The sequence below is a fragment of the Gardnerella sp. Marseille-Q9185 genome (assembly GCF_046508745.1).
GTDB classification, from domain to species: Bacteria; Actinomycetota; Actinomycetes; order Actinomycetales; family Bifidobacteriaceae; genus Bifidobacterium; species Bifidobacterium greenwoodii.
Genome location: NZ_JBKFWK010000001.1, coordinates 89,372 through 103,598, shown reverse-complemented (window position 1 = coordinate 103,598; position 14,227 = coordinate 89,372). Strand labels below are relative to the sequence as shown.

The 14,227-nt window shown below is 41.7% G+C and carries 8 protein-coding genes and 1 pseudogene; 4 read left to right on the top strand and 5 right to left on the bottom strand.

Annotated features, from left to right (window positions below):
* Window positions 1–11 precede the first annotated feature (11 nt).
* Together ACLD5M_RS00385 and ACLD5M_RS00380 are read left to right on the top strand one after the other, a co-directional pair.
* Window positions 12–2,447, top strand: a complete 2,436-nt coding sequence (locus ACLD5M_RS00385; protein WP_308582640.1) for a YbhN family protein — start codon at window positions 12–14, stop codon at window positions 2,445–2,447.
* Window positions 2,448–2,645: 198 nt separating this feature from the next.
* Window positions 2,646–2,927, top strand: coding sequence for an HU family DNA-binding protein (locus ACLD5M_RS00380; protein WP_004127774.1), 282 nt, complete (start codon window positions 2,646–2,648; stop codon window positions 2,925–2,927).
* A gap of 96 nt (window positions 2,928–3,023) precedes the next feature.
* Here ACLD5M_RS00380 and ACLD5M_RS00375 read toward each other — a convergent pair whose 3' ends face one another.
* The 3 genes from ACLD5M_RS00375 to ACLD5M_RS00365 form a co-directional block, all read right to left on the bottom strand.
* A complete protein-coding gene (locus ACLD5M_RS00375) occupies window positions 3,024–5,375 on the bottom strand; it encodes a RelA/SpoT family protein (protein WP_004136141.1) in 2,352 nt (783 codons plus the stop codon).
* Between the two features lie 121 nt (window positions 5,376–5,496).
* Window positions 5,497–5,976 (bottom strand): dUTP diphosphatase, encoded by a 480-nt coding sequence (gene dut, locus ACLD5M_RS00370; protein ID WP_004128220.1) that lies wholly within the window; start codon window positions 5,974–5,976, stop codon window positions 5,497–5,499.
* Window positions 5,977–6,270, bottom strand: a complete 294-nt coding sequence (locus ACLD5M_RS00365; RefSeq protein ID WP_004128217.1) for a DUF4193 domain-containing protein — start codon at window positions 6,268–6,270, stop codon at window positions 5,977–5,979. It lies immediately after the preceding gene.
* A 158-nt stretch (window positions 6,271–6,428) separates the two neighbouring features.
* Here ACLD5M_RS00365 and sepH point away from each other — a divergent pair, with 158 nt between their 5' ends.
* Window positions 6,429–7,694, top strand: a complete 1,266-nt coding sequence (gene sepH / locus ACLD5M_RS00360) for a septation protein SepH (protein ID WP_410314307.1) — start codon at window positions 6,429–6,431, stop codon at window positions 7,692–7,694.
* A 50-nt stretch (window positions 7,695–7,744) separates the two neighbouring features.
* Here sepH and ACLD5M_RS00355 read toward each other — a convergent pair whose 3' ends face one another.
* The gene (locus tag ACLD5M_RS00355) at window positions 7,745–9,001 is read right to left on the bottom strand and encodes an alkaline phosphatase family protein (protein ID WP_410314306.1); all 1,257 of its coding nucleotides are present in this window, start codon (window positions 8,999–9,001) and stop codon (window positions 7,745–7,747) included.
* A 229-nt stretch (window positions 9,002–9,230) separates the two neighbouring features.
* Here ACLD5M_RS00355 and ACLD5M_RS00350 point away from each other — a divergent pair, with 229 nt between their 5' ends.
* Window positions 9,231–11,894, top strand: a complete 2,664-nt coding sequence (locus ACLD5M_RS00350; RefSeq protein ID WP_375169521.1) for a DNA topoisomerase (ATP-hydrolyzing) subunit A — start codon at window positions 9,231–9,233, stop codon at window positions 11,892–11,894.
* A 38-nt stretch (window positions 11,895–11,932) separates the two neighbouring features.
* On the opposite strand, the pseudogene ACLD5M_RS00345 reads toward ACLD5M_RS00350, so the two are convergent.
* Window positions 11,933–14,111: pseudogene (locus tag ACLD5M_RS00345) on the bottom strand (InlB B-repeat-containing protein).
* Window positions 14,112–14,227: the final 116 nt, after the last annotated feature.

Sequence of the window (14,227 nt, the reverse complement as noted above, 5' to 3'; positions counted from 1 at the left end):
CGGTAAGAACAATGCAATCTCGCATAAATCCAAATCTTGTTATTGAAGACACTCAGCCAAGCTTAGTGAGAAATTGGGCTGATTTGCTGTACGCACTTTCAGCTATTGCTGTTGCCGTACTTACAGTTTTGTCAGCAATGTGGCTTTCTGCAACAACAGTCGGCGTGGAAATTGATGCTCGTAGCGCTAGTAAAATCATTGGTCTTACTGTTACCGGAATTCCATGCGCGTTAATACAGCAGGGTTTAACGCTTATTGTTGTTGCAGAAGTAATTGCTTTTATGGCTGCACAAAAGCGTTGGATTGATACTGCTATTTCTGTTATTACGCTGTTTGTAAGCTACGGCTCAATATGGCTGCTCTCTGACGCTATTGCTTCTACACACAATTTGCCCCTGCTTTCTGCATTGCATTCTCAACCAACAAATTCAGTAACAGAATTATTGCCAGACATGTACGCTGTTCTGGTTGCGTTTCTTACAGTAAGTGGCCCGCGTAAAGAATATAAGCATGTAATGTGGGGCTGGAATGCTCTGTTTATTGTTTCTGCAATACTGCTATTTTCTTCATGGGACTCCTACCCTGCAGCGCTTATTTCTTGCTGCGTAGGAAGAACTATTGGAACATTAATAAGATTTGCTAAAGGTACGAGCAGTAAAGGCGCTTGGGGTGATGACATCGTTATTGCGCTTAAAAATATTGGCATAGATAATCTCACTCAGCTTACTCGCAGAACTCAGCAGGCTGACCATACTGGAGTGTTACGCTCAAGCTTGGATGACGATTTAATCGAAAATTCAAGACTTTATGACGCAACTGATATTCACGGAATGCACTATGTTATTTCAGTTTTAGACAATCAAGTGCATTTACCTGGATATTTGAATCAACTGTGGCAGTGGGTGCGTTTAATTGATATTCCAACTCGACGTGACCGTTCAGCAAGACATTCCGTGCACCATCATCTTTCAATGCTTCTTGTATTGAGAAATCTTCATTTGCCAACTGCTAATGTTTACGGAGTATCTGACAGCGATAAATCATCAATCATGGTTTTTCACGCAGCAAATGCTTTACTTCCTTGTAATTTGAACACTCTAACTGTTGAAGATGCAGCAAAACTTATGCGATACGTTGACGCTGCAAATATGCGAGGAATTACGCATCGAAGAATTACTCCAGAAACTATTGCACGTTTAGAGGATGGAACTCCTGTTATTGCAGGATGGCAAAATGGCGATGTTGCTAGCGATTCAACAAATATTGCTTTAGATAAAGTTCAATTATTGACTCTTATTGCTGCATGCACAGATATTGAAACTTCAATCAAAGCCGCTCTTAACGCTTGGGGTGCAGACAAGCTTGCAGAAATACTTCCTTTTATGCAAAAAGCTGCTATTCCTGCATCAACACGTTCTCTTCCTTCTTGGAATAAGAAAGTTTTTGAGCATCTTTGCAATAAGCTAAGCCAGACAGTCGCACTGCATACTGATGAGGAAGACTATGATACAGTGCGATTAGCACGTTTTAATATTCGATTCTTTGTGAGCCTTGTTCTAGCAATTATTGCTATTGCTGTTGTTGCAACACAATGGCATCCTCAGGAAGTGTTTGCAGCATTGAAGCATGCTAATAATCTGATGGTTTTGCTTTGCTTTATTTTCAGTATGCTTGCTTGGGTTGGCTCTGCAATTACTTTAGGATCGTTTATGGATGATCAAAAACCGTCTTCTACGGTTTTGTTTGCTTCTCAAGCAGCATCAGGTTTTACAGCAGTTTCTATGCCTGCAGGCGTTGGCCCTGCTTTTGTCAATATGCAATTATTGAAAAAGAATGGCTACAATTCAACTCAAGCTACTGCTATAACTAGCGCAGTATGGCTTATTCAAGCTTTAATAACAACTATTGTTCTTCTTGTTATTGGTATTTTTACTGGAAAGAATGTGCTTTCTGGAATGATTCCAACGCACATGCTTATTACAGTTATTGGCGTAATAACCTTGTTAATATGCACTTTAATGGCCATTCCTAAGGCTCGTAAAATTATTCGCAAGCATTATCTTCCAATACTGTCTGATTATGGCAGACAGGTTAAAGAGCTTGTTTCGCACCCTCTTCAGCTTATTGGCGGATCTTTTGGAGCGATTGTTCTTGTTGCTTGCATTGGATTGGGATATTGGGTTGCTTTACTTGCGTTTGGCTACTATGCGAACCCTTGGGAAACAATACTTTTGTTCATTCTTGCAAATACTGCAGGATCCGCAATACCAACTCCTGGCGGCTTAGGCGCGGTTGAGGCTTCTCTTACTTTTGCGTTTACGTCTGTTGGAGTTCCACCTACTATTGCATTATCTGCAACCTTGCTTTATAGGCTTATGTTCTACTGGCTAAGAATTCCTATTGGTGCTTTTGCTATGAATTGGCTTAGCAGCCGTGAGCTAGTATAAATGGCTTAATTGCTCAACTTTTGCGTATTTTTCTATCAAAAAATCGCAATAAGACTATTCAGAATGAGTTTTTTATAAAAAAATACATAAAATTATTGAAAAAAATGCTAAAAAAGGCCACATTTGTAGGGAAAATGTATTAATATCGAGAGTGAACGTGGCCTTTGCAAAGAAGGCCCCTGACCCAAAGGATGCTGCATGGCATACAACAAGTCTGATCTCGTTTCTAAGATCGCACAGAAGTCCAACCTGACCAAGGCACAGGCCGAGGCCGCCGTCAACGCATTCCAGGATGTGTTCGTTGAGGCTTTGCAGTCTGGTGAAGGCTTGAAGCTCACTGGTCTGTTCTCCGCAGAGCGCGTAAAGCGCGCTGAGCGCACTGGCCGCAACCCTCGTACCGGCGAAACCATCAAGATTCCAGCTTCTTACGGTGTACGTATCTCCGCTGGTTCCTTGTTGAAGAAGGCTGTTGCCGCCTGAAATTAGACGGATGCACATTCAAAATGTGCGATTAATAAAGAAGGACGTTCCAAAGCTGGACGTCCTTCTTATTTTTTATCTTATTTTATTTTTTATTTATAAGTCTCCGCGCTCCATTTTACGCAAACGAGGCTCAGCGCTATCTTTTGCGCCAGTAATACGATAGACGTCAAAAACGCCTTCAATCTTACGAATAGCAGCCAAAAGCGTATTCAGATGCTGAGGGTCTGCCATTTCAAACGTAAACTGGCTTGTTGCAACACGATCATCTCCAGTGGCAATAGTTCCGGAAAGAATATTTACGCCATGATCCGAAAGTACGCGAGTAACATCAGATAGCAAGTGTTGCCTATCCAAAGCTTCAACCTGAACCTTTACTAAGAACAAACCTTTATCGCTAGTCCATTGAACAGGAATAACTCGTTCAGGCTGAGTTTTTTGTAAATCAAGCATATTCTGGCAGTCAGTTCTATGCACAGACACGCCTTGATTTCTAGTAATAAAACCAATGATGTTATCTCCTGGAACAGGCATACAGCATCTTGCAAGCTTTACCCAAACGTCTCCAACACCCTTAACGGAAACACCTAAAGCACCGTTAGATTTTCTATTGCGCTCTACATTCTTAAGAGGTAACGCTTCCTGCTCTACTTCTTCTGCAACCTCATCTGCACCAGCATCTTTTACTAAGCGCGAAATGACATTTTGCGTAGAAACTTGGCCTTCGCCAATCGCCGCGTACAATGATTCAACATTAGCTGGCAAATTAAGTTCATCCGCAACGCCAATTAAAGCCTGCTGTGTCATCAAAGTAGTTAAAGGCAAGTTACGTTTACGCATAGCACGAGTTAGCTCGTCTTTGCCCTCTTCAATGGCTTCAGAGCGACGTTCTTTGCTAAACCACTGACGAATCTTATTTCGAGCACGAGGACTTTTGACAAAACTCAGCCAATCACGAGATGGGCCGGCGGTATCTGACTTTGAAGTAAGAACTTCAACCGTGTCACCATTTGTAAGCTTAGTGTCCAAAGGAACTAATCTTCCGTTCACTCTTGCACCCATCATTCGGTGACCGACTTCAGTGTGAACCGAATAAGCGAAATCAACAGGCGTTGCATCCTGAGGAAGAGCAACAATGCTTCCCTTTGGAGTAAACACGTAAACTTCAGAAGCTCCAAGATCTTGCTTCAACGAACCTAAGAACTCATCAGAATCAGGCGTTTCACTAGTCCAATCAGCAAGCTGCTGAATCCACTTAAGATTGTCTGCTTCACTAAGCTCTTTACGCTCTTCAAGCTCACCTTCACGCTTACGGTCATCTCTGTCTGGCTTACTTAAAGCTCTACCAGCCTGACCATTTGCCTTGTACTTCCAGTGTGCAGCAATACCAAATTCAGCTCGCCTATGCATATCCCAAGTACGAATCTGAATTTCTACAGGCTTTCCACCAGGGCCAACAACAGTAGTATGTAAGCTCTGATACATATTTAGTTTAGGAGTTGCAATATAGTCCTTAAAACGTCCTGGAACAGGGCTCCAACGCGCATGAACCGCTCCTAATGCGGCATAGCAGTCTCGAATAGAGTCAACAATAATTCTAACGCCAACAAGATCGTAAATATTCTCAAAATCGTGACCGCGAACAATCATTTTTTGATAAATCGAGAAATAATCTTTTGGACGACCCTTTACGGATGCTTCTATGTGTTGAACTGCTAAATCTTCGTTGATTTCTTCAAGAATTTGACGCAAATAAACTTCGCGCTGACCAGCTCTACGAGCAACAAGTACAACAATTTCGTTATAAATTTTTGCATAAAGTACTTTGAAGCTAAGTTCTTCAAGTTCAGTTTTAATAGCATTCATACCAAGACGGTTTGCAAGAGGAGCATACACGTCAAGAGTTTCTCGAGCTTTTTTGTGAGAACTTGATGGCTTAACATATCTCCAGGTTCTTGCATTATGAAGACGATCTGCAAGTTTTACAACAAGCACTCGTACATCTCGGCTCATAGCAACAACCATTTTTCGAATTGTTTCAGCTTGTGCGCTTTCGCCATACTCCATCTTGGAGATTTTTGTAACACCATCAACTAATCCAGCTACAGTGTCACCAAATTCTGCACGACATTCTTCTAACGTGTAATCAGTATCTTCAACAGTGTCGTGCAATAATCCTGCTGCAACAACAATCGGACCCATGCCAAGATCTGCAAGAATCTGCGCAACTGCAAGAGGATGAATAATATAAGGTTCGCCTGATTTACGACGCTGACCTGTATGCTGTTTTACCGCACGGGAGTAGGCACGATGAAGAATAGTCATGTCTTCATCGGGATGATGCCACTTGCACATGTTTAATATTGGCAGCAATGGGTTACGAGAATCCTCACTGATTTCGCATCCAAGCCTATGAGCGCCTTTTACATCATCTTGAAGTTCACCCATCGCAGCACACCTCCTGTATTGTCTACTATCCTACCCGCAAAAATGCGTTATGCTCTACAAAATTGTCAAATAATACAATAAATCCGACTCAGCGCTAAAACTGGTCGGATTTACTAAAAAATTATTGTACTCCGGTTGATCCAAAGCCTTTATTTGAACGATCAGAACCAGGCAATTGTGTTGCTGGAATAAATTGTGCTTCTACATAACGCTGTATAACCAATTGAGCAATACGATCGCCGCGATTAAACTTCACGGTATTTTCTGGATCTAAATTAATAAGCGGCACTTTAATTTCGCCACGATACCCAGCGTCAACCGTTCCAGGAGCATTCAACACAGTTACGCCCTGTTTTGCGGCAAGACCAGAACGAGGATGAACCAAAGCAACGTATCCTGCTGGCAAAGCAATAGCAACCCCGGTCGGAACTAAAGCACGTTCAAATGGACGCAAAGTAATATCCTCAGTAGTACGCAAGTCTGCACCAGCATCGCCAGCATGCGCATAGCAAAGCGGCTGCATGGTGGAGGATTCGCCATCGAGATACTGAATTAATACCTCAACCTGCTCGGGGCCAGTGTAGGTCTCGTCGTATGCCATTTAAGCTGCGCACTCCTTGCAAACAGGCTGTCCATCAGCCGTAGTTTCTGCTAATTGACTACGATGCTTTACAAGGAAACATTCAGAACAAATAAATTCATCACCTTGCATAGGAATAACAGTTACAGACGCATCTTCATTGCTTAAATCAGCACCTGGTAACTCGTAGTCTTCAGCAATAGCATTCTCGTCATCGTCAATGTCGCTGCTGGAATTTTGAGAGCTTTTGCTCAAAGCTTCCAACGACTCTTCGTCCTCATCTTTACTACGAGGAGAATCATAATCCTGTGCCATTATGGTCCTTTCGTTTTAAGCTACCTACGCGCATAGCATACATTAATGCCACCCCGCATATAATACACACATTTTATCTTATATAGAATGGTAAAGAATGCAGTGTATGGACTAAAGTATATACATAGTATTGTTAAAAGCGAAGAAAGTGGTGCACAATGCTTGAAAATCCGCCAAAAGAGGCGAGTTTTGACCATGTTGATGCAGACGGCAATTTGATTTTTATTTTTGAAAACACGCCGTTAAGCATTAAAGTGGACGACACGCTGGAACACGCTATCGCTGAATCACAAAAGATTACTAAAAAGCATAGCGATAATAATTCGGCAGATAATAACGTATCTGCAGCATCGTCGAACGCTACCCTGCCTATTTCGCAGATTCAGGCTTTAATTCGCGCTGGAGTTGATCCAAGCCACGTTGCTAAGCGTTATAACGTAAGCGAGGCACAAGTAAGACGATTTTCTGCTGGCGTAGAAACAGAAAAACAGTACGCTATTGAGCAATTCCTGCTTGTTCCTGCACCAAAACAAAGCAATATGCGCACACTTGCAGATTTAATAGAGCGAACTCTTGCCAAAGCTCATATTGGTATGGAAACAGTTCAATGGCGCGCGACACGCCGAGGCTTAGAGCCGTGGCTTATTAGCGCTACTTTCAAAACTGCGACACGAACTATTAAAGCTGAGTGGACATGGAATATGCATGACAACTCAGTAACATGCGCTAATCCATCTTCTCGTTTACTTCTTGGCGAAGACGCAAATGGTAATGATGCAGCTAAGCAGGCGCAATACGGCGGAATGTATCGTGACACTGTAAGCATAAACTTCCCATTTTCAACAGAAGAGTTGCCGGGAAATTCAATTCGTTCAGCAAGAATTGAACGCGCTGTTTCACAATGGGAGCTTAGAAATAGTGATAAGCTTTCTGAACTTGATTCGAATAGTTCGGATATTTCTGATAGTTCTGATTCTAAGCAAGAGCATAAGCGCGCAAAAACTAGGAAAATCGCAGATTCTTCAAATGATTTAGCCGAAAACGTGCTATCAAATAGCAGCAGAGCTCAGCAACCTTCGCTTATACAGTCAGATTATGATGAAAATCAAGATGCATCATCTAGTATTCTTTCTTACGACTCGAGTGAAGCACAAAAATCTTTGGCAGACAAAGTAAAGCAAACCGAAAAAGCCGAGAAAGCAAAAATAGTTGAAGTATCTGAAAACGCAGAAAAAGTAAATTCTGATGCTGCAAAATCTTTGAATACCACTTCTACAAATAATGAAGCTGAGTTTGACACTAATCAAGAGTCTGATTCTGCTAAGAAAAACTCTTTAGATCATGCAGATCACAATAACAACAAGAGACGAAGTGGAAGAGCTGCAGTTCCAAGCTGGGATGAGATTTTATTCGGCGAAGGCTGATTCTTTTGATTTTAGAGCGAATTTTTACTGCGCAAATTGCGCTAAAAAATTCACACTAAGTCAATAAGACATGGAATATCCATTTCCATGTGAGTCATTGACCCATGAACACTTGGTAAGCTCATAGCTTTTTCTGTTTGAGTTCTAGAATCAACAATAGTAAAAGAGTTACGAGCCTGAACTAGAACGTCGCCAAGAACAGATTCTGCTCGCGGGTCAACCTTGCCAAAAACACCATCTAAAATAGCTTGCTTTTTGCTGCGAATAAGCGCATTTTCACCAATAATTTTGCGCCATCTTTCAATAATATCTTCGGGATTAGTGTTTTTATTTGCATAAAGCATAACAGAGCGAGGTTCTCCACCAACCAGTTCAACTCCGCGCATTAACTCTTCACTTTTAGCAATATCAATACGAGAGTTAGGGTCAGACTGAATCATACCGTGGTCGGCAGTAATAACAATCAAAGTGCCTTTAGCACAATTTCGCTGCAACAAACGCAACTGCGAATCAACCTGCTCAAAAGCGGCAACCCAATGCTCGGAATCCCATCCATAATTATGCCCAACCTTATCCGTATCTCTTAAATACAAATAAGTTAATCCCGGAGTTTTAGTAGTATTAGCAGCTTTCATGATTCTAGCTCTAGGAGTTCCAGCAGTAATATAAGTAGCTCCACGAAAAGCAGCTTGAGTAAGTGGGGAATTTTCAAACTTAGGCAAACTAATACTATCTGCACGAAAACCTTTAGAAACTAAGCTTTCAAACACTGTTGGCTGCTGCTGCAATTCCAGAGGATTTGGAGCATCCTTAAATTGAATAAGTTGAGCAAGCTTTCCAGTTTGAGCATTTTTTTGAGTATAGCCAGTCATGCAAGTAAGACCTGGGCATGTGCCTGTGCCAAACGTTGCCATTGCAGCAACAGTTGTGCTTGGAATACAAGATTTAATAGGACGCTGATTTTTAGGCTCATTTAAAAGAGAACGCAAATATGGCGCATGACCTTGACGCATTAGAATATTCCAGTATCCCAATCCGTCAACTAAAACAACAATTGCAGATTTTACTTTAGGAAAACCAAGACTTTCGCGCAAAAAAGCTGGATTTTCATGCACTTTAGTACTTATAGGAGCGCCAATTGCATCGCTTAAAGCTGGTAAAACTGATGAAAGATGAAAAGCTCCGCCACTTTGCTCATAGCAAGAATCATGCGAATAATCTTGCAAACTTGAGCTGGAAAAATCTCCATAAGTAATATTGCCTACAAACTGCAACAATTCTTTTTTAGATGGCACATCAACACTCATATACACTATTGAACCACTTATATAGAACCACAAGCTACTACTGCTAGCCACTACTAAGAGCTAATACTGAGAGATTAAAATCATTCTAGCAAAATAAAAAATACTAAATTAGTAACAAATCTTCAGCAAATAAACCTACTTTTATTAACAATATTAAGAAAATACTTACAGTTTGTGCATAGAAATTGGTAACATTGAGAGCCGTAATGTCATTCAAGGAGTTCTAGATATGCCTTCACGCCGTCACTCAACACAACAAGCTTTCGACCCAAGAAAAGTCAAAGAGCATATTGTTGAAACACCATTGAATGAAGAAATGAGCAAATCATTCCTTGAATACGCTTATTCTGTTATTTATGCGCGTGCTCTTCCAGATGCTAGAGACGGCATGAAACCTGTTCAGCGACGCATCATTTACCAAATGGGCAACATGAATTTAAGCCCTGATCACGCTTACATGAAGTCTGCTCGCGTTGTTGGTGAAGTAATGGGTAAGCTGCATCCTCACGGCGATTCTGCAATTTATGAAGCAATGGTTCGCCTTGCTCAGCCGTTCTCACTACGTTTACCTCTTGTTGACGGCCACGGTAACTTTGGTTCTCTTGACGACGGTCCTGCAGCATCCCGCTACACGGAAGCACGTTTAGCTCCTGCAGCTCTTGGAATGAACGCGGATATTAACGAAGATACTGTTGATTTTGCTCCAAACTACGACAACAAACTAAAAGAGCCTACTGTACTTCCATCTGCTATTCCAAATCTTCTTGTAAACGGAGCTTCCGGTATTGCTGTTGGCATGGCAACAAACATGGCAACGCATAATTTAGGAGAAGTAGTTTCTGCAGCAAAATATGTTATGAAACACCCTGAAGCAACATTGGACGATCTTATGAAACTCGTTCCAGGACCAGATTGGCCAGGCGGAGGAATTATTATTGGCAGAAGCGGTATTCGTGAAGCTTACGAAACTGGTCGCGGAGCGTTTACAACGCGTTCCACAACACATATTGAAAATATTACCGCTCGCAAAAAAGCGATTATTGTTACTGAGCTTCCGTTTATGGTTGGCCCTGAGCGTGTTCTTGAGCGTATTTCTCAAGGTGTTAAAGCTCGTAAACTCGACGGAATTTCGGGTGCTATTGATTTAACTGACCGACACAACGGCACTCGCCTTGTTATTGAAATAAAAACAGGTTTTGACCCTAACGCAGTTCTTGCGCAACTTTTTAAGCACACTCCTCTGCAAGAAAGCTTCACTATTAACAATGTTGCATTAGTTGATGGAAGACCACACACAATGGGCTTGCGAGAGCTTCTGGACGTGTGGATTGCGCATCGCAGAACCGTTGTTAGAAGACGCAGTGAGTTTAGACGCACGAAAGCACAAGAGCGTCTACACTTAGTTGACGGCCTGCTACTTGCCCTGCTTGATATTGATGAGGTTATTCAAGTTATTCGATCTTCTGAAGACGCGGATAGCGCAAAAACCAAGTTAATCAAAGTTTTTGATCTTGACGAAATTCAAGCACAATATATTCTTGATTTGCGCCTTCGCAGACTTACAAAAATGAGCCGAATTGAGCTTGAAGCCGAACGCGACGATTTACTTAAAAAAATTGACGAACTTAATCAAATCTTAAGCTCTGACGCAAAACTTGACCGAGTAGTAATAGCAGATATGGATTCTGCTGTTAAACAGTGGGATACTCCACGAAGAACAATTCTTCTAGACGAAAACGAAGACGGAAGTTTTGTTCCTGTTGAAACAAGCATGAGCAAAGATAGCGAAGACGTTGCAATTAAAGCAGTACAGTCCGCTAATAAACTTACTTCAACTCAAGCAGACTTGGCTGCTGCCGCTAACGCTGCACGTAAATCTGGAGAGAATGATGCAGCTTACGCAGCTTTGCAATTAAGCGACGAACCTTGTGCAGTTGCATTAAGTGCTTCCGGTTTCATTGCGAGAACCGACGTAGAAACATTCGAACGCTGGAAGTCTCACAACGAAAACGTTTTTAACACTCCTTGCTCAACAATGTTTAAAACAACAACTCGAGCAAGCTACGCTCTTATTACTTCCGCTGGACGCCTAGTATTAGCGCATGTTGCTGATTTGCCGCAGATAAACTACGAAGAAGGAAAAACTTCTGAATTAACCAAAGGCGTAAAAGCACAAGAATTGTTAACATCTACACAAAGCACAGATCCAGTAAGAGGAGAACGTGTAGTTACAGCAATAGTATTAGAAAATTCCGAATCTCCTACCCCGCTTGCTATTGGAACTAGAAACGGCGTAGTAAAACGTTGGAACTGCGAAGCTCCAACAACTATGGACTCGTGGAGCATAATTGATTTGAAAGATGACGATGCTGTTATTGCCGCAGCCCCAGCTAAAGACAATGACAGACTTGTGTTTATTAGCACAGATTCGTCACTTCTTACCTTCGACGCAAAACAAGTTCGTCCACAAGGACGTACAGCAGGAGGAATGGCTGGAATTCGCCTAGCTGAAGGTGCAAAAGTTGCAAGCTTTGCAGTAGTGCCAGAACAAGACATTGAATGGCATTATGAAGAAGGCGAAAATGGACTATTCTGCGCTACAGGAACAGTAGTATTCACAGTTGCTGGCGACAGCGATGCTCTTCCTGGAACAGAAAACGGTGCTGCAAAACTTACACCTTTCGACATGTACCCAACAAAGGGCCGCGGAACTGGCGGCGTGCGCTCGCAACGATTCCTTAAGGGGCAAAATACTCTTATTCATGCATACGTTGGATATTATCCACTGCATGCAGTAACAGATAGAGGAAGCCGCGTGGAGCTACCTAAGCCAGACATGCGAAGAGACGCTTCGGGAACCGAGCTTGTTTCCCCAGTTGCACACATTGGGTAGTAATGTTTTTGCTGCGCTAGTTTTACACTTTTTTAGAGCTAGTTTTTGCGAGCATGCTTGGAATATCTGCGAAGTGATTTTCTAGCTTCTACAAGTGCAAAAATTCCTGCAGTCACAGATGCAAACAAATAATTTATTACCATAGCTACTGAAGAGCCAGTTTTAGGAAGATGCTTAACAACGCGCTTAGCTTCCGGTTGCTCCGGCTGTTCCGGTTGCGAAAGAACTGGAGCGGACTCAGGTTCTGACTCAGGCTCAAAAGGTGTAAGAATCGGAGCTGGAGAAACGGGGGTTGGCAATTCAGGAACTGGAGTTGGAGTTGACTCCGGTTCTGGCGCAGGAGCTGGTGGAGTTGGAGGCGTTGGCTTCTTAGTAACAGTTACTGTTGCAGCTGCTGTTGCAGTAGCACCGCCATTGTCCGTTACGCTAAACGAAATAACATAAGAACCAACTTTACTATTATCAAAACCGCCATTATTGGTAATCTGAACCTTATCTTTTAAGTCTCCATCTTCTTTATCGGTTGCAGACACAATAAGAAACCTTAAGTCAAGAGGATCTCCCTCGGTAATGGTTTTATCCTGCACGATAAGCGATGGAACAGCATTAAGTACCGCTGGAGTAGGCGTATATATTGCATAAACAGTCATATCACCTTTTACTGAGGTAGAAGCACTAAATTCCTTGGTTTTATCTTTACCAGTTTTGTCCGTGCTCCAACCTCTAAATGTATAACCAGCCTTAGAAGGATTGCTAGGCATAGCCTGATTTACAACGCTTTTATCCTTTATGGATTTACCCTCTTGTACCTGCACCTTTGCATAGTTTTGATCGGTTCCATTCACAAATGTTACCGTGCAAATTTTAGACTTAGGAACAATGTTATAGGTAAACTGAGAAGTTCCAATTACTCTAAACTGACCGTTAATCACATCGTAAAATAAACATTGACCTTGGAGAGTTCCAGGTTTTATCGCTACATATTTTCCTTCGTTATTCTTTTGAAAGTAAGATGAATTTTCAATTTGTACCGGACTACCGTTTTCTTTGAATCCCTCTATGACGCTGATTGCATGGCCAGAGCTTTCTTGCGTGACCTTGATAGGACTTTTGTATTCCTCTCCTACTTCAATAGTGAAAGGTCCTGGATTCTGGTTATCGAATACAGAATCGCTTTTTTGTGGATTATTAGATGGGTGTAATTTATACTTTCCTAAGTTATCTTTTACGACAATTTCAGAAATTTTATTACCCTGAAATGCCTTTTCGCCAACTCCAGCAAGATAATACGGCTTAGCATCTGTATCGTGCTCTTTGCCCTTACCGTCAATTACGCCTTCAAACACAACTTTTTCAATTTCATTAGCAACAAATGCTGCGCTATGTATTGAAATCACATTTTTTGGAATAATAACAGTTCCCTTAATTTTGTTCCAGCCGAACGCACCGTATTCTATAATCTTAAGAGATTGCGGAAGCGTTACACCCTCAATATAGGTTTCGCCTTCAACATGTTCATGCTGCTTATTCCCAACTTGTTTTGCATGTCCAGTAAAAGCACACTCATGAATAACTTCAATGCCTTCAGGAATAACAATGTGATGATTCTTCTTAAGCTTTTCCTTGCCCTTTTCGCTAAGTCCATCTACATATTCATTTACCGTTTGACCGGTATCCGGATAATGAACATCTTTCCTGCCTCCAATAGTTTTACCATCGGCAAATGTTAAAGTCGTCCTTCGTCCAGGTTAAAGAGGGATCATCTGTAGTACTTGAATCAGTTGATGCTGATCTAGATTCTGCAGATGCGTGTACGCTTCTATCTTCACGATTATTTGTTTGAAGATCAGTATTGCTTACATCTATAAGAGTTTGTGTAAGTCTAGCATTTTCAGAATTTTCAGCATCAGTTACAGATTCAGAAGCTTTAGCAGATTTAGTAGATTTTGTGGTTTCAGCAGTTTTTGCAGTTTCGCTAGACTTGGAAGGTACAGTATTTCCAGAAGGCTTTGCGGAAGTGCTATCTAAAGCAGACCCCCCATTGGGCGTATTAGAAGCTGCGTTAGAAGAAGTCGCAGAAGAATTTACAGTTTCACTAACGCCAGCAGTAGCCGAAGCCTCAGCAGCATTCGCACTTTGCGCCATGCAGAAAGCACAAGCAGCAGTAGCAATACCCATCATAGTGCTAGTCAAAATTACGTTAGTTCTCTTACTCATTTTTCCTCTTACAAAACCAAATTTTCTATAATCTTTAGAAAAATAACGGAATCAACACTAAAACAAATATAATTCAGGTATTTAATAGCATTGAACCATCAGATATTCTACAACTT

Bases quoted from the DNA above. Each gene is read 5' to 3' on its own strand.
- ACLD5M_RS00350 (WP_375169521.1), top strand. From the start codon at position 9,231: ATGCCTTCACGCCGTCACTCAACACAACAAGCTTTCGACCCAAGAAAA.
- ACLD5M_RS00365 (WP_004128217.1), bottom strand. From the start codon at position 6,270: ATGGCACAGGATTATGATTCTCCTCGTAGTAAAGATGAGGACGAAGAG.
- ACLD5M_RS00355 (WP_410314306.1), bottom strand. From the start codon at position 9,001: ATGAGTGTTGATGTGCCATCTAAAAAAGAATTGTTGCAGTTTGTAGGC.
- sepH (WP_410314307.1), top strand. From the start codon at position 6,429: ATGCTTGAAAATCCGCCAAAAGAGGCGAGTTTTGACCATGTTGATGCA.
- ACLD5M_RS00380 (WP_004127774.1), top strand. From the start codon at position 2,646: ATGGCATACAACAAGTCTGATCTCGTTTCTAAGATCGCACAGAAGTCC.
- dut (WP_004128220.1), bottom strand. From the start codon at position 5,976: ATGGCATACGACGAGACCTACACTGGCCCCGAGCAGGTTGAGGTATTA.
- ACLD5M_RS00375 (WP_004136141.1), bottom strand. From the start codon at position 5,375: ATGGGTGAACTTCAAGATGATGTAAAAGGCGCTCATAGGCTTGGATGC.
- ACLD5M_RS00385 (WP_308582640.1), top strand. From the start codon at position 12: ATGCAATCTCGCATAAATCCAAATCTTGTTATTGAAGACACTCAGCCA.